The sequence below is a fragment of the Streptomyces sp. NBC_00663 genome (assembly GCF_036226885.1).
Classification (GTDB): Bacteria; Actinomycetota; Actinomycetes; order Streptomycetales; family Streptomycetaceae; genus Streptomyces.
Genome location: NZ_CP109027.1, coordinates 3,544,534 through 3,559,849 on the forward strand (window position 1 = coordinate 3,544,534; position 15,316 = coordinate 3,559,849).

Genomic DNA, 15,316 nt, shown 5'->3' on the forward strand with positions numbered 1-15,316 from the left:
GAACGGGTCGCGACCGGGTCGAACTCAGGGCGCCGGCCGGGCAGTTACGACACGACCAGACTCACCCCACCAGCCACCACGAACCCCACCACCGACAACACCGTCTCCAGCACCGTCCACGTCTTCAACGTGTCCCGTTCGCTGATGCCGAAGTACTTGGCGACCATCCAGAAGCCGCCGTCGTTGACGTGTGAGGCGAAGATGGAGCCGGCGGAGATGGCCATGATGACGAGGGCGACGAAGGCCTGGGAGTGGTGGCCCTCGGCGAGGAGGGGGGCGACGATGCCGGCCGTGGTGACGATGGCGACGGTGGCCGAACCCTGGGCGACCCGGAGGACCACCGAGATCAGGTAGGCGAGGACGATGACCGGGAGGCCGACGTCGTTGAAGGTGTCGGACAGGGCCTGGGCGACGCCGCTGGCCTTGAGGACGGCGCCGAAGACCCCGCCCGCGCCGACGACGAGGAGGATGTTGCCGACCGGCTTGAGCGAGGACGTCGACACGGTTTCCAGGGACTTGCGGGACCAGCCGCGGCGGATGCCGAGGAGGTAGTACGCGAGGAGCAGGGCGATCGTGAGGGCGACGAAGGGGCTGCCGAAGAACTCGACCACCGAGCGGAGCGTGGAGGGGTCGAGGGCGATCGAGGAGAACGTCGCCGCGAGGATCAGGACCAGCGGCGTACCGATGATGCCGAGGACCGTGCCGAGCGGGACGGGGTCCTCGCGCGGCACGACGCCCTGCGCCCGCTGCTCCTCGATCACCGCGAGCCTCGCCTCCGCCGCCGCCTCGACCATGTCCTGCGGTACGGCGACGAAGATGCGCCGGCCGATCCACGCCGAGAACGCCCACGCGGCCAGCACCGCCGGGACACCGCAGACGACGCCCATGAGGATGACCCAGCCGAGGTCGACATGGAGCAGGCCGGCCGCGGCCACCGGGCCCGGGTGCGGCGGCAGGAAGGCATGGGTCATCGAGAGGCCGGCCAGGAGGGGCAGGCAGTAGAGGAGGATCGACTTGCCGCTGCGCTTGGCCGCCGCGTAGACGATGGGCGCCAGGACGAAGATGCCGACGTCGAAGAAGACCGGGATACCGAAGATCAGGCCGGTGAGGCCCATGGCGAGCGGGGCCCTCTTCTCACCGAAGAGGTTGAGCAGCCGGGACGCCAACACCTCGGCCCCACCGCTGACTTCGAGGATCGCGCCGAGCATCGTGCCGAGGCCGATGATGATCGCGACATGGCCGAGGATGCCGCCCATGCCGGACTCGATGGTGGACACGGCGTCCGACCTCTGGACCGTGCCGAAGAGTTCGGTGACCGAGAGACCGGCGAGCAGGCCGACGGCTATGGAGACGGCCAGCAGCGCCACGAAGGGCTGGATCCTGACCTTGATGATGAGGTACAGCAGCAGCGCGATACCGAGCGCGGCGACGGTCAGCAGACCGGCGGTGCCGTCGATGAGGAGGAGCAGTCCACCGGTGTGGGGTGGTGCCTCGGTGGGGGTGGTGGCGGCGAGCGGATGGGACATACGGGGGTCCTCTGCGTAAGAACATGGAGCTTTCGGGCAGGGCGCATCGCGGCATGGCCACCCGTGGGGGACCATGCCGGCTGCTTACGGCGTGCGGGAGTTGGGAGAGGGGCAGCCTCAGCCGAGGACGGCGAGTGCGTCGATCTCGATGAGGAGCCCGGCGGGGAGACCGACGTAGACGGTCGTCCGGGCGGCGGGCGGCTGGGTGAGCCCCTGCTCCTCGAAGTAGGTGTTGTAGATGCCGTTCATCTCGGCGAAGTGGTCGACGTCCGTGAGGTAGACGCGGATCATCATCACGTCGTCCCAGGAGGCGCCGCCCTCCTCCAGGATCGCCTTCACGTTGGCGAGGGTCTGGAGGGTCTGCTCACGCAGGGTCGGGCCCGCGGGCGTCGGGGCCTGCCCCTCCACCACCGGCAGGAATCCGACCTGCCCGGCGACCTGGAGGATGTTGCCCTTGCGTACCCCGTGCGAGAACTTCGCGGGCGGGGTGGTGTGGGTCTTGGGGGTGAGCGCGGTCTTCTCGGTCATGGGGTGACTTCCTTGACGGGGGTTCTGCCGGAGTACTCCCCGCTGATCGCGTCCGCCGTGCGGCGGACCAGCGGGAGCAGGGTGAGGAGCTCGTCGGCGGTGACGACGACGTTCGGCGCGGAGACCGACATCGCGGCGACGACCCGGCCGTCGGCGCCGCGGATCGGTGCGGCGACGCAGTTGATGGACTCCTCGTGGCCACCGAGGTCGGTGGCCCAGCCCTGTTCGCGCACCCGCTCCAACTCCTTGAGGAAGGCAGGGGCGTTGGGCGTCGAACGGGCCGTGTACAGGGGGTAGTCGAGCTTGTCGGCGAGAGCGCGGCGCTCGCCCTCCGGGAGGTCTGCGAGCAGCAGCTTCGCCACGGCGGCGACGGTGATGGCGACGGGCTTCCCGATCCGCGAGTACATCCGCACGGGATACCGGCTCTCGACCTTGTCGATGTAAAGAACGTCCTCCTCCTCGTACACGGCGAGGTGGACGGTGTGGCCGACCTGTTCATTGAGGCGTACGAGGTGGGGGTGGGCGATCTCTCGGATGTCGAGGTTCTCCATCGCCTCCTGGGCGAGGGCGATGAGCCGGGCGCCGAGGCGGTAGCGCTGGTCGGACTGGCGGTAGACCATGCCGTGTTCATGAAGGGTGCGCAGCAGCCGCAGCGCGGTGGACTTGTGCACGCCGAGCCGGTCGGCGACCTGCCCGAGATCGGCGGGGCCCTCGGCGAGCAACGGCAGGATGCTGAGCGCGCGGTCGACGGTCTGACTCATGGGGTGCGTACCTCCTCCGGGGCCTGCGCGGCTTGCGTCCAGCCGGGGCCGAGACGAAGTCTCTCCCACGCCAGGTCATCGAGGGCGACCAGGCGATCGGCGTGTGCACGGGAGGGGGGTGCGGCGAGGTCACCGGGGACGGTGAGGGCGGCGGCGGCCCAGAGGTGCCCGGTACGGAGGCTTGCGTTGACGGGGAGACCGCGGAGGGTGCCGGACAGAAACCCTGCGGCGAAGGCGTCACCGGCACCGGTGGTGGAGACGACGTCGACGGTGGGGGCGGGTTCGAAGGTGCGGGAGGTGGGGGTTGCGGTAGGGGGCTTTTCGCTCGCCCGCACTGGCGGGGTGCCGCCCGCGCCCACCCGTGCCGCCCCAGCGGCACGACTTGATGACTCCGGTTCGCCGGCCAACCCAACGGGCGCGGGGAACTGCGCGACCAGCCCCCTCCGACCCGCAGCCGACACGAAAGCTGTGGCCCCCTCTGCTCCTTGCTTCACCACCAACACCGCCGGCTCCGGCAACAAGGCACGCACCGCCTCCGCACCGCCCGTAACCCCCCACACCTCCTCCGCCTCGTCCTCCCCCACGAACACCACATCCGCCCCGCGCGCCAACTCCAGCAGCACCTCAGCCCCGTCGGCGTCGCGCCACAGCCCCGACCGGTGATTGACGTCGAAGGACACCACGGGACGACCCTCACGCCGCGCCGTCAGCGATCGCATCAGCTCCAGGCAACCCTCGGACAACGCCGCCGTGATCCCCGACAGATGCAGCACCCGCCCCGCACCCACCTCCACGTTCTCCACGGTCATCGCCGACGCCGCCGACCCCGCCCGGTAATAGGCGACCTCGTGCTCAGACGTCCCCCGCTCCCCCGCCGTACGGAAGTACACCCCCGTCGGCCGCAGCGCGTCGCGCCGCACGCCGCTCACCTCCACGCCGTAGGACGCGATGGTCTCGACGAGGTGATCCCCGAACCCGTCCGCCCCGACCCGGCTGACCCACCGCACGGAATGCCCGGCCGCGGCGAGGACACACGCCACGTTGGACTCCGCGCCCCCGATCGCCCGGTCGAAGGACGGCACATCGGCGAGGCGGCCCGGCCGCGTGGGCAGGAAGGTGACCATGGACTCGCCGAGCGAGACGACATCGGGGACGTCGGTGACCTCGGGGGCGTTCACGATGGTCGTAGCTCCTCGTCGTCTCGGGCCCGGGCGGCTCCATTGACCCGGCGTTGGCCAGGATGTTAGACACCAGTAAGCGACATACGCAATGGACGTTGCAGAGAATGCAACCGACCTGATCAGGGAGGCCCCGTGTCCCTCGGCACCGGTACCGAAGCCCTCGCCCGCCTCACAGCGGAACGGGTCGACCACCGCTTCAAGGGCCTCCCCCCGGACGCCGACGGCCTCACCGTCGCCGAGCTGGCCGCCCAGCGCCGCAACCTCTTCACCGACGGCTTCACCACGCCCGTCCTCGCCCTCTCCGCCGAGCGGCTCGACCACAATCTCCGGCTCATGGAGACGTACGCGACCCGCCACCACCTCGCCTTCGCCCCGCACGGCAAGACCTCCATGGCGCCCCAGCTCTTCCAGCGGCAGATCGAGCACGGGGCGTGGGGCATCACCCTCGCCGTGCCGCACCAGGTCCGCGTCGCCCGGGCCTACGGCATCCAGCGGATCTTCCTCGCCAACGAACTGACCGACCCCGCGGCCCTGCGCTGGATCGCCGGTGAGCTGGCGACGGACCCGGACTTCCGGTTCGTCTGCTACGTCGACTCCGTGCGCGGCGTCGAGCTGATGGACCGGGCCCTGGGCGGGACCGCCCGGCCGGTGGACGTCGTCGTGGAACTCGCCGCGGGTGAGGGCGCCCGTACCGGTGTCCGCACCGAGGCCGAGTGCGCGGCGGTCGCCGACGCCGTGGCGGGCACCGGCACCCTGCGGCTCGTCGGGGTCGCGGGGTACGAGGGCGAGGTGCCCCGGGCCGACCCCGAGCGCGTGCACGCCTGGCTGCGGCGGCTGGTCGCGCTCGCCGTCGACTTCGACAAGGCGGGGCGGTTCGCCGGGGCCGGCCTCGACGAGATCGTGGTCAGCGCGGGCGGCAGCGCGTGGTTCGACGCGGTCGCGGACGTCTTCGCACAGATCCCCGAACTCTCCCTTCCCGTACTGAAGTTGCTGCGCTCGGGCGCCTATGTCTCGCACGACGACGGGCACTACCGGAAGATCACCCCCTTCAACCGGGTCCCGGAGGAGGGTGCCCTGGAACCGGCGTTCCGGCTCTGGACGCAGGTCGTCTCCCGGCCCTCCCCCGAGCAGGCCTTCGTCAACGCGGGCAAGCGGGACGCCGCCTACGACCTGGATCTGCCGTTCGCCCAGGTGGTCCGCCGGGACGGGACGGAGCGTGCGGCGACCGGGATCGAGGTCACCGGCCTGTCCGACCAGCACGCCTGGCTGCGCACCGCCCCCGGCGCGGACCTGGAGGTCGGCGACTGGCTGGGCCTCGGCCTCTCCCACCCCTGCACGTCCTTCGACAAGTGGCAGCTGATCCCGCTGGCCGAGGCGGACGGCACGGTGGTCGACTACATCCGTACGTTCTTCTAGGAGGTACGACCGTGGAGGAACTGGTCATCCGGGACGCGGACGTCGTCGACGGCAGCGGCGAGCCCTCGTACCGCGCCGATGTGGTGGTCGACGGCGGCCGGATCGTCTCGATCGTCAAGGAGGCCGCCGACGCGGGGTGCCAACGCCCCACGGCGCGGCGCGAGTTGGACGCCGAGGGGCTCGTCCTCTGCCCCGGCTTCATCGACATGCACGCCCACAGCGACCTCGCCCTGTTGCGCGACCCCGACCACAGCGCGAAGGCCGCGCAGGGCGTCACCCTCGAAGTCCTCGGCCAGGACGGGCTGTCGTACGCCCCCGTCGACGACCGCACGCTCGCCGAGGTGCGCCGCGCGATCACCGGGTGGAACGGGTACGGCGACGACATCGACTTCGACTGGCGGACGGTCGGCGAGTACCTGGACCGGCTCGATCGGGGCATCGCCGTCAACGCGGCCTACCTCATTCCCCAGGGGACCGTGCGCATGCTCGCCGTCGGCTGGGAGGACCGCGAGGCGACCCCGGCCGAGCTGGACCGGATGCGGCGACTCGTCGCCGAGGGCATGGAGCAGGGCGCGGTCGGCATGTCGTCCGGGCTGACGTACACGCCCGGCATGTACGCCAAGGACGCCGAACTGACCGAGCTGTGCCGGGTAGTGGCCTCGTACGGCGGCTACTACTGCCCGCACCACCGCTCCTACGGGGCGGGCGCGCTGGAGGCGTACGAGGAGATGGTGACCCTGACGCGGGAGGCGGGCTGCTCGCTCCATCTCGCCCACGCCACCATGAACTTCGGTGTGAACAAGGGCCGGGCGCCGGAACTGATCGCGCTGCTCGACAAGGCGCTGGCGGACGGCGCCGACATCAGCCTCGACACGTACCCCTACACACCCGGCAGCACAACTCTGGCCGCTCTGCTGCCGAGTTGGGCGAGCGAGGGCGGTCCGGAGGAGATCCTCCGGCGGCTCTCCGACGACGACACCGCGGAAGGCATCCGCCACCATCTGGAGGTCGTCGGCTCGGACGGCTGTCACGGGGTGCCGGTCGAGTGGGAGACGATCGAGATCTCGGGGGTGGCCGATCCCGCGCTGGCGGAGCACGTGGGCCGCCGCCTCGACGGCTGGCCGACCGCCCGCCGGCTGCTGCTCGCCGACCGGCTGGCCCCGTCGATCATCCAGCACGTGGGCCACGAGGAGAACGTCCGGCACATCATGCGCCACCGCGTCCACACCGGCGGCTCGGACGGCATCCTCCAGGGCGCGAAGCCGCACCCGCGGGCGTACGGCACCTTCCCGCACTATCTCGGCCACTATGTGCGGGAGTTGGGGGTGCTGTCCCTGGAGGAGTGCGTCGCGCATCTGACCGGCCGCCCGGCGGCCCGGCTCCGCCTGCCCGACCGCGGCCTGGTCCGCGAGGGGTACAAGGCCGACCTCGTCCTGCTCGACCCGGCGACGGTGGCGGCGGGCTCGACCTTCGCCGAGCCCCGCACTCTCCCGACCGGCATCCCGCACGTCCTGGTCGACGGCCGTTTCGTGATCGAGGACGGCCGCCGGACGGACGTCCTTGCGGGACGCTCCGTCCGGCGGACCCCCTCGTAAGTACTACGGCTTGGGCAGCGTGCAGCCGCTCTTGCTCAGGTCGAGCTTGTTGTCCAGGCCGAAGCAGGCCGGGATCTGGTAGGTCTCCTGGGCGTAGTTGATGCCCTGGCGGACCGTGACATTGCCGCTCGCGTCGACCTCGCAGGGGTTGTTGTCGGTGCAGCGGGCGCCGTCCTCGTTGCCGGTGTTGTTGACGGCGACGACCTTGCCGGTGGCGTTGTCGATGACGGGCGAGCCCGAGGTGCCGCCGATGGTCTGGCAGGCGGAGGTGTAGCGGACCGAGTCCTTCCAGGTCCACTCGCCTTCCTTGAGGCGGTAGGCGAAACCGTCGACGTTGCAGGCGTACGTGCGCTTCCAGTAGCCGGAGACGACCGTGATGGCGGTGCCGGCCACCGGGTGGGTGTCGTTCAGGGTGAGCGCGTCGATGCCGTACGTGCTCTTGATGGAGGCGTAGGTGCGCGTGAGCTGGTAGATCGACACGTCGGTGTCGGTCATCGTCGCGTAGGCGATCTTGCTGGCGCGGAGCGTTCCGACCCTGGTGCCGGAGGAGTTGAGGAGCCCGAAGCTCCGGGTGGAGGCCTGGTCGACGACGACCTCGCCGGCCGCCGGGAAGCCGGTCTCCAGGCAGTGGCCGTTGGACATGACCAGCGCGGGGTCGTCGGCCTCGGAGCCGGGGAAGCGGATGACGGACCCGGAACAGTTGCTGAGCGAGACGGTGCCGGCGAAGTTGACCGCCTGGATCTGGGGCGCGAGGGCCTGGTTCAGGCTCGCCGAGGCGGACGTGACCGTGTCCCATACCGTCGAGACGGCGGTGCTGGTGTCCACCGCACCCGTGGTGTCCGGGGCCGCGACCGCTGGTGCCGCGCCGACCCCGGCCAACGCCAGGGCGAGCACTACGGCACCGAGAGGCTTCTTCATGTGGGGGTCCCCTCAATTGCGACGAGGGTGACCGGAAAATCTCCGGCCACCCGCCAAGTTGTCATGCGCATTGTCATCTTGGCGGGGCAGCCGGGCAAGGACTTGTTTCGAGTCGTGGGGGTTTCCCTACGGACTCCCCTAGGAATCTGCGGACTCCTGCCCGGGGTCGGGGACTTCATGCATCAGATGGCTCAGCGGGGGCGCTTGGTGTTGCCCAGCCCCTTGCCCGGCTTGCCGTCGGACCCGGAGCCGGACCCGGAGCCGGACCCGGAGCCGGAGTCGCCCGAGTCGGACGGGGTCGCGGTCGGGGCGGGGGCGGAGGTGGTCGCGGTGGGGGCGGGGGTGTCCTGCGAGGGGGCGGCCGACTTCGACGCGGTGTTCGTCAAGGCCGGGGAAGAGGACACGGACGGGGACCCGCCCCGTGAAGCATCGGCCACGCCCGGAGTATCGGTGGCGGACTCCCCCGTGACGTCCGGCGCCGACGAACCCGTACGCCGCTCCTTGCCCTCCGGACCCCCCGGCGCCCCGGACAGGGAGAACCCGGCGACCAGCGCCGCCATCGACACCGCGCCCACCGCACCGGCCGCGACCACCACGCGCCGCGAGCGCCAGGGGCTCCGCTTGGGCTTACGACGGGAGCGAGGGCGGGGGCCGCCGACCACCGCACCCGGTACCGAAGGCAGCTCGGCCGTCTCGTCGTACGCGTTCTGCCACCCGTGCGCGACGGCCGGGTCGGTGTACTCGTCGTAGGAAGGGGGCGGCTCGACCCGCGGGTGGTACACGTTCGGCGCACCCTGGGGCGCTCCGGCCCCGCCGATGCCGTTCTCGTTCTGGGGTGGCCTGGACATGGCCGCGCATTGTAGGGACGCGGGGGCCGCCGAGACAGCTACCGGCGATAACCGGCCAAACCGGCGCGTCTCAAGTGGTGGAAAACACGGCCCAAGCCGCGTTACCGGGCCGTAAGCTCCCAGACATGCAGGTGATCCAGTCGACCAAGCTCGCCAACGTCTGTTACGAGATCCGGGGCCCGGTTCTCGAGGAGGCCATGCGGCTTGAGGCGGCGGGCCACCGCATCCTCAAGCTGAACACCGGCAACCCGGCCGCCTTCGGGTTCGACTGTCCGCCGGAGATCCTCGAGGACATCCTGCGGAACGTGTCGTCGGCCCATGGCTACGGCGACGCCAAGGGCCTGCTCGCCGCCCGCCGGGCCGTCGTCATGCACAACCAGACCCTCGGCATCGAGACCGACGTCGAGCACGTCTTCATCGGCAACGGCGTCTCCGAGCTGATCGTGATGGCGATGCAGGCGCTGCTGGACGACGGCGACGAGGTGCTCGTCCCGTCCCCCGACTACCCCCTGTGGACCGCCGCCGTGTCCCTGTCCGGCGGCACCGCCGTGCACTACCGGTGCGACGAGCAGTCCGACTGGATGCCGGACCTCGCGGACGTGGAGCGGAAGGTCACCGACCGCACCAAGGCGATCGTCATCATCAACCCCAACAACCCGACGGGGGCGGTGTACGACGAGGCCATGATCCGCGGACTGACGGACATCGCGCGCCGCCACAACCTGCTCGTCTGCTCCGACGAGATCTACGACAAGATCCTCTACGACGACGCCACGCACACCCCGACCGCGTCCGTCGCGCCCGACCTGCTGACCCTCACCTTCAACGGCATGTCGAAGGCGTACCGGGTGGCCGGCTACCGGGTGGGCTGGATGGCCATCTCCGGCCCGCGCGCACACGCCGACTCCTATATCGAGGGCCTGACCATCCTCGCCAACATGCGGCTGTGCGCGAACATGCCGGGACAGCACGGAGTCGTCGCCGCGCTGAGCGGCCGGCAGACCATCAACGACCTGGTGCTGCCGGGTGGGCGGCTGCGGGAGCAGCGGGACGTGGCGTACGAGCTGCTGACGCAGATCCCTGGCGTGAGCTGCGTGAAGCCCAAGGGCGCGCTGTACCTCTTCCCGCGCCTCGACCCCAACGTCTTCAAGATCAAGGACGACCGGCAGATGGTCCTGGACCTGCTGCGGCGCGAGAAGATCATGGTCGTCCAGGGCACCGGGTTCAACTGGAGCGAGCCGGACCACTTCCGGGTCGTGACCCTGCCCAACGCCCGCGACCTGCGGGACGCGATCACACGGATCGGGAACTTCCTGGACGGCTACAGCCAGCCGTAGCGCTCCGCTGGTGAGACCGAGTTTCACGATCGCAGCCAACTTTAGAATGAATCTAAGCTAGGATGGTTTCCTGACAGCACAGGAGGCCGTCCCATGTACGAACCGATCCGCACCAAGTCGGTCCACAGCACGACGGCCGGCCCCACCTCCGACTTCCCCCACCGCACCCGCGAGGAGGAGCTGGACATCCAGCTCGCGGGGCATCTGTCGGCGCTGCTCGCGGTGACGGACTCGCTGCGCTCGCTTGAGCCGACCGAGGATCTCGACGCCGCCGCGGAGCGGCTTGCCGAGCAGGTGACGCGGTTGAGGGGTGGCGGGACGCCGGTCCGTGCGGTGGCGTCCGGTACGGGTGACGCCGCGGCCCTGCATGAGCGGGCGCATGCCCTCGCGGGGCGGGCGCTGGTCGTGGCCGCGTCGCGCGCCGACACCGCGGTGGCGATTCTCGCCGCCGAACGTATGGATGCCCACGCGCTGAGCAGCGTCGGCTGACCCCAAGGACGGCCCCGGTCCGCGTGCACCCGCAGCGACGCGCGGACCGGGTGCCACGCACTGCGTTGGCTTGAGCCGGGGCGCCCGTTCGCCGTAGGGGTTCACGTTCGTTCGCGGGTGCCGGTTCGTTGTGGCTTGTCGCGCAGTTCCCCGCGCCCCTGAGGGGCGTTGCAGTACCGGAGACGGTATGACACCCCCCGTTCACTCCCCGCGCCGGGGAATGTTGGGTTCCGCGAGCACTCTCCTCCTGTGAGACGAATCATCGGAATCGTCCTCGCGATCCTGCTGGTCGGTGGCGTGGTGGTTGCCGTCGTCGCAGGGCGCACTGATGGGGACGCGGGCACGGCAACGAAGACCGTGCAAGGTGTGATCGGGTCGGAGAAGGCGGAGTTCTTCGCCGATCCCGACGTGGTGAAGGCCCTCGCCGCCAAGGGCTACACCGTGAAGGCCGAGACCTCCGGGTCATGGGCCATGGAGGGGCTGGACCTCAAGGGGTACGACTTCGCCCTGCCGTCCAGTCAGGCGCCGGCCGTCGAGCTGGCCGCGAAGTACAAGGTACGGGGGACCCTCCCTCGCCCGTTCTACTCGCCCCTCGTCGTCGTGGCGCACCGAAGCGCCGCCGAGGTGCTCGCGGGCAACGGGCTCGCCAAGCTGGACGGGAAGAACCGCGGCACCCTGGACATGGCCGCGTATCTCGACGCGGCCCGCGCCGGGCGGACCTGGCAGCAGCTCAAGGGGGCCGAGAAGTACGGGGAGTTGGGCGGCACGCTCTACATCTCCAGCACCGACCCGGAGTCCTCCAACTCCGGCGCCCTCTATCTCGCCGCCACCTCCTACGTCGCCAACGGCGGCAAGGTGGTCGCGAGCGACGCCGACGTGGAGCGCACGGCACCGTTGCTGAAGAAGCTCGTCAGCGTCCAGGGCACCCAGCAGACCAGTACCGACGCGTCCTTCCGTGACTTCGTCAGCGGGGTCGGCAACCCGCTGGTCCTCGTGTACGAGTCACAGGTCGCCTCCCTTCTGGCGGGCGGGCAGCAGCCCGGTGACCTGGTCGTCCTCTACCCGGACACCACGGTCAACAGCGACCACACCGTCGTACCGCTCACGGAGGACGGGCGGGCGCTCGCCGAGCTCCTGTCCCGTGACCCGCAGTTGCGCAAACTGCTGGTCCGGCACGGGTTCCGGCCGCAGGGGGCGGCCACCGCGTTCGGCTCGGCCGACGCGCATCTCAAGCAGGAACTGACCGGCGTCCGCCAGGCTCCCGTGCCCACCTCCGCGGTGCTGCACGAGCTGGCCCGCCGCGCGACGGGGGACGACAAGTGAGCAACGAGGCAAGCGACTTCACCCTTACACCGCCCGAGGCGGTCACGGCCGTACCGCGGGATCGGGCCGGTGGGCTCGTGCCCGTCGACGAGTCCGTCCGTACGGGGATGGCGGAGAAGGCCGCCGGCTATGTGGCGGGGCTCGCGGCGCTCGACGCCCGCTCCCCCGAGTTCGCGGGCAAGGTCGGCGAGATCACCGGACTGGGCGCCGGTGACATGCGCAGTGCCGCCGCGCAGTCCAACCGGATGCTGGAGCGGACCGTGCGCAGCCTGCCCGACAAGGGCGGGGACGCGCAGGCGCAGGTCGCCGGGTCGCTCGTCGAACTGCGCCGGGTCGTGGAGGACCTGGACCCGCGTGACCTGGCCGCCGCCAAGGGGCGGAAGTTCCTGTCCCGGCTGCCCGGCGGCAACAAGGTGCGCGACCACCTCGCCAAGTACGCCTCCGCACAGGGGACGTTGAACCGGATCGTGGGCGCGCTGCGCGGCGGCCAGGACGAACTGCGGCGCGACAACGCCGCGTTGCAGACCGAGCGGGTGCGGCTGTGGGAGACCATGGGCAAGCTCCAGGAGTACGTCGTGCTCACCGAGGCCCTGGACACGGCCGTCGAGCGGCACATCGAGGGGGTCGCCGACCCCCAGCAGGCCGACGGTCTGCGGGCCGACGTGCTCTTCCCGGTCCGGCAGAAGCACCAGGACCTGCTGACCCAGCTCGCGGTGTGCGCCCAGGGCTACCTCGCCATGGACGTCGTACGCCGCAACAACGAGGAGCTGATCAAGGGCGTCGACCGGGCCGCGACCACGACCGTGTCGGCGCTGCGGATCTCCGTGATGCTGGCCTCCGCGCTGGACAACCAGAAGAAGGTCGTCGAACAGGTCAACGCGCTGCGCGGGACGACCGAGGACCTCATCCGGGGCAACGCCGAGATGCTCGCCACGCAGAGCGGGGAGATCCAGCGCATCGCTGCCGACCCGGCCGTGGGCGCGGAGACGCTGCGCAGTGCCTTCCAGCAGATCTATCGGACCCTCGACGCCATCGACAGCTACAAGGTGCAGGCGACCGAGGCGATGGCGTCGACCGTGGAGTCGCTGACCTTCGAACTCCAGCACGCCTCCGCGTACTTGGAGCGCAGCCGGTCCCAGGGTGCCCTGGAAGGGGGCCTCGGATGAGACGGGTACTGATGGGCGTCCTCGCCGTCGTCGCCCTGCTGTCGGGCTGTACGGGGACGGCGGAGAAGAAGGACGGGCCGGCCGAGGGCGCGGTATGGATCCTGGCCTCCAGCGAACTGCGCGACATGGAACCGATCGTCGAACAGGTCGGTGCGGACATCGGCGTCGATGTCCGGCTGTTCTACACGGGCACCCTCGACGCGGTGGACACGCTCGCCAAGGGGGAGGCGGACCACCATTACCAGGCGGTGTGGCTGTCCTCCAACGACTATCTGCGGCTGCGTCCCGAGGCGGCCCGGCGCGTGGTGTCGGAGACCGAGGTGATGGCCAGCCCGGTCGCCATCGGCGTCAAGCGGGACACCCTGCGGGAACTGGGCTGGAAGCCCGACGACGTCACCTGGGCCCAGGTCGCGCGGGCCGTGCGGGACGACGGGCTGACGTACGGCATGACCGACCCGACCGTCTCCAACTCCGGCTTCTCCACGCTGATCTCCGTCGCCTCGGCGCTGTCCGGGGCACAGTCCGCCCTCACGGACGAGGACGTCACCAAGGCGACCCCGCGGCTGAAGGAGTTCTTCCAGGGGCAGCAGCTGACCTCGGGATCGTCGGGCTGGCTGGCCTCGGCGTACAAGCGGCGCGGGAACGTCGACGCGCTCATCAACTACGAGTCCGTCCTCAAGGGCATCCCGGAGCTGACCGTGATCCGCCCCCGCGACGGTGTCGTCACCGCCGACTACCCGCTCTCCACGCTCACCGCCGCCGACGCCACGCAGCGCGACGACGTCCGCCGGCTGACCGAGGCCCTGCGCACACCGGAGATCCAGCGCGAGATCACCGAGCGCACCCATCGCCGCCCGGTGGTCCCCTCGGTCGCCCCCGCGGCCGGCCTCGACACCGACCGACGGCGTGAACTGCCCTTCCCGGGCAGCCGGTCGGTCGCGGACGGGCTGCTCGACTCCTACGACAACGAGCTGCGCCGGCCGTCCCGGACCGTGTACGTCCTCGACACCTCGGGCTCGATGGAGGGCGACCGGCTGGAGCGGCTGAAGAAGGCGCTCACCGACGTCAGCGCCGACTTCCGGGGCCGTGAGGAGGTCACGCTGATGCCGTTCGGCTCGCAGGTGAAGGACGTGCGGGGCCTGACCATGGATGCCGACCCCCAGGACGGCATCGAGGACATCCGTGAGGACATCCGGGCGCTCACCGCCGAGGGCGACACCGCGATCTACTCCTCGCTGGAGCAGGCGTACGAGCAACTCCGGGGTGAGCGGGACATGTTCACGTCGATCGTGCTGATGACGGACGGCGAGAACACCAAGGGCAGCACGGCCGCTGAGTTCGAGGGGTTCTACCGCACCCTCAGCCCCACGCAGCGGCAGATCCCCGTCTTCCCCATCCTCTTCGGCGACTCCGACCGCTCCGAGCTGGAGCACCTCGCCGACCTGACCGGCGGCCGTCTCTTCGACGCCCAGAAGGGGTCGCTGGACGGTGCCTTCGAGGAGATCCGTGGCTATCAGTAGATATCTGGAGTCCCGCAAGAACATCGCGGGCAGCGCCTGCGGGCTCGTGGGGGTCGGGCTCACGCTCGCGGGGGTGGCGGGAGCGTACTGGCCGGTGGTCGTGGCGGGGCTGTACGGCGCCGGCGCGCTGGTCGCCCCGCCGGAGCGGCCCGCGCTGCCGGACTTCCCCGACCCGTCGGCCCAGCTGGACGCCCTGCGGGACGACTTCGGGAAGCTGTGCGCCTACCTCGCACAGGTCGAGCTGCCCCCGGCCGCCGCGGGCCGCCTCACCGAGCTGACCGACCTGCTGACGGCGTTGCTGGACCCCGGCTGGGCCACCGAACTCCTGTCCCAGGACCCGGAGGGCGTGCACACGCTCGCACGGGCCGTACGGCAGGACGTTCCCGAGGCCGTCGACACCTTCGTGCGCACCAGGTGGTGGACCCGCCTCGCGCCGGGCCAGGAAGCCCCGGAACGCCATCTGGAACGGCAGTTGGCGCTGCTCCAGGAGGAGGCGGAGCGGCTGGCGGCCGCGCTGCGGGAGACGGAGGCCCGGCGGCAGCAGTCGCACACGCGGTATCTGGAGGACCGGGGCCGGGCCAACTGACCCCACCCCGAAGAAAGACGAAGGCCTGGCGTCGCGTTCCCGTCGGGGCGGACGGGGACGCGACGCCAGGCCGTAGCCCGGTACGCCGTTGTACAGGGCCTCGTCGGCTGTCACCGCGGTCG

The 15,316-nt window shown here is 70.7% G+C and carries 14 protein-coding genes; 8 read left to right on the forward strand and 6 right to left on the reverse strand.

All coding sequences use genetic code 11. The features are described 5' to 3' along the window. Positions 1-44: 44 nt before the first annotated feature. The 4 genes from OG866_RS15975 to OG866_RS15990 all read right to left on the reverse strand — a co-directional run bounded on the left by OG866_RS15975 (position 45) and on the right by OG866_RS15990 (position 3,939). Positions 45-1,526 carry a GntP family permease gene (locus OG866_RS15975; RefSeq protein WP_329335305.1) on the reverse strand — a complete coding sequence of 494 codons (1,482 nt, stop codon included), beginning with the start codon at positions 1,524-1,526 and terminating at the stop codon, positions 45-47. Between the two features lie 117 nt (positions 1,527-1,643). Beyond that, positions 1,644-2,054, reverse strand: coding sequence for a RidA family protein (locus OG866_RS15980; protein ID WP_329335306.1), 411 nt, complete (start codon positions 2,052-2,054; stop codon positions 1,644-1,646). Next, complete coding sequence (locus OG866_RS15985) at positions 2,051-2,815, reverse strand: IclR family transcriptional regulator (protein WP_329335307.1); 765 nt, start codon at positions 2,813-2,815, stop codon at positions 2,051-2,053. Before OG866_RS15985 ends, OG866_RS15980 begins: the two co-directional genes overlap by 4 nt. Beyond that, a complete protein-coding gene (locus OG866_RS15990; protein ID WP_443063642.1) occupies positions 2,812-3,939 on the reverse strand; it encodes a sugar kinase in 1,128 nt (375 codons plus the stop codon). Before OG866_RS15990 ends, OG866_RS15985 begins: the two co-directional genes overlap by 4 nt. A gap of 189 nt (positions 3,940-4,128) precedes the next feature. Here OG866_RS15990 and OG866_RS15995 point away from each other — a divergent pair, with 189 nt between their 5' ends. Both OG866_RS15995 and OG866_RS16000 read left to right on the forward strand, forming a co-directional pair. After that, positions 4,129-5,412 (forward strand): amino acid deaminase, encoded by a 1,284-nt coding sequence (locus OG866_RS15995; protein WP_329335310.1) that lies wholly within the window; start codon positions 4,129-4,131, stop codon positions 5,410-5,412. 11 nt (positions 5,413-5,423) lie between these two features. Further along, positions 5,424-7,007, forward strand: coding sequence for an N-acyl-D-amino-acid deacylase family protein (locus tag OG866_RS16000; RefSeq protein WP_329335312.1), 1,584 nt, complete (start codon positions 5,424-5,426; stop codon positions 7,005-7,007). A gap of 3 nt (positions 7,008-7,010) precedes the next feature. Here the strand turns inward: OG866_RS16000 and OG866_RS16005 are convergent, their stop codons facing one another. Together OG866_RS16005 and OG866_RS16010 are read right to left on the reverse strand one after the other, a co-directional pair. Continuing rightward, the gene (locus OG866_RS16005) at positions 7,011-7,925 is read right to left on the reverse strand and encodes a S1 family peptidase (RefSeq protein WP_329335314.1); all 915 of its coding nucleotides are present in this window, start codon (positions 7,923-7,925) and stop codon (positions 7,011-7,013) included. 191 nt (positions 7,926-8,116) lie between these two features. After that, a complete protein-coding gene (locus OG866_RS16010) occupies positions 8,117-8,773 on the reverse strand; it encodes a hypothetical protein (protein ID WP_329335316.1) in 657 nt (218 codons plus the stop codon). A 125-nt stretch (positions 8,774-8,898) separates the two neighbouring features. Between OG866_RS16010 and OG866_RS16015 the strand changes: the two genes are divergently transcribed. The 6 genes from OG866_RS16015 to OG866_RS16040 all read left to right on the forward strand — a co-directional run bounded on the left by OG866_RS16015 (position 8,899) and on the right by OG866_RS16040 (position 15,194). Continuing rightward, positions 8,899-10,110 carry a pyridoxal phosphate-dependent aminotransferase gene (locus OG866_RS16015; RefSeq protein ID WP_329335317.1) on the forward strand — a complete coding sequence of 404 codons (1,212 nt, stop codon included), beginning with the start codon at positions 8,899-8,901 and terminating at the stop codon, positions 10,108-10,110. 93 nt (positions 10,111-10,203) lie between these two features. Further along, positions 10,204-10,599: an SCO4983 family protein gene (locus OG866_RS16020; RefSeq protein ID WP_329335319.1), complete on the forward strand. Its 396-nt coding sequence runs from the start codon at positions 10,204-10,206 to the stop codon at positions 10,597-10,599. A 249-nt stretch (positions 10,600-10,848) separates the two neighbouring features. Beyond that, positions 10,849-11,922: a hypothetical protein gene (locus OG866_RS16025; RefSeq protein WP_329335322.1), complete on the forward strand. Its 1,074-nt coding sequence runs from the start codon at positions 10,849-10,851 to the stop codon at positions 11,920-11,922. Next, complete coding sequence (locus OG866_RS16030) at positions 11,919-13,088, forward strand: toxic anion resistance protein (protein ID WP_329335323.1); 1,170 nt, start codon at positions 11,919-11,921, stop codon at positions 13,086-13,088. The genes OG866_RS16025 and OG866_RS16030 overlap by 4 nt, the downstream gene beginning before the upstream one ends. Continuing rightward, on the forward strand, positions 13,085-14,608 hold the full coding sequence (locus OG866_RS16035; RefSeq protein WP_329335326.1) for a vWA domain-containing protein: 1,524 nt from the start codon (positions 13,085-13,087) through the stop codon (positions 14,606-14,608). Before OG866_RS16030 ends, OG866_RS16035 begins: the two co-directional genes overlap by 4 nt. Continuing rightward, positions 14,595-15,194: a hypothetical protein gene (locus tag OG866_RS16040; RefSeq protein ID WP_329335328.1), complete on the forward strand. Its 600-nt coding sequence runs from the start codon at positions 14,595-14,597 to the stop codon at positions 15,192-15,194. The genes OG866_RS16035 and OG866_RS16040 overlap by 14 nt, the downstream gene beginning before the upstream one ends. The last annotated feature ends 122 nt before the right edge of the window (positions 15,195-15,316 follow it).

Coding starts and splice junctions, on each gene's coding strand:
- OG866_RS16010 (WP_329335316.1), bottom strand. CDS start 8,773: ATGTCCAGGCCACCCCAGAACGAGAACGGCATCGGCGGGGCCGGAGCG.
- OG866_RS15990 (WP_443063642.1), bottom strand. CDS start 3,939: ATGGTCACCTTCCTGCCCACGCGGCCGGGCCGCCTCGCCGATGTGCCG.
- OG866_RS15980 (WP_329335306.1), bottom strand. CDS start 2,054: ATGACCGAGAAGACCGCGCTCACCCCCAAGACCCACACCACCCCGCCC.
- OG866_RS15975 (WP_329335305.1), bottom strand. CDS start 1,526: ATGTCCCATCCGCTCGCCGCCACCACCCCCACCGAGGCACCACCCCAC.
- OG866_RS16020 (WP_329335319.1), top strand. CDS start 10,204: ATGTACGAACCGATCCGCACCAAGTCGGTCCACAGCACGACGGCCGGC.
- OG866_RS16035 (WP_329335326.1), top strand. CDS start 13,085: ATGAGACGGGTACTGATGGGCGTCCTCGCCGTCGTCGCCCTGCTGTCG.
- OG866_RS15985 (WP_329335307.1), bottom strand. CDS start 2,815: ATGAGTCAGACCGTCGACCGCGCGCTCAGCATCCTGCCGTTGCTCGCC.
- OG866_RS16015 (WP_329335317.1), top strand. CDS start 8,899: ATGCAGGTGATCCAGTCGACCAAGCTCGCCAACGTCTGTTACGAGATC.
- OG866_RS16005 (WP_329335314.1), bottom strand. CDS start 7,925: ATGAAGAAGCCTCTCGGTGCCGTAGTGCTCGCCCTGGCGTTGGCCGGG.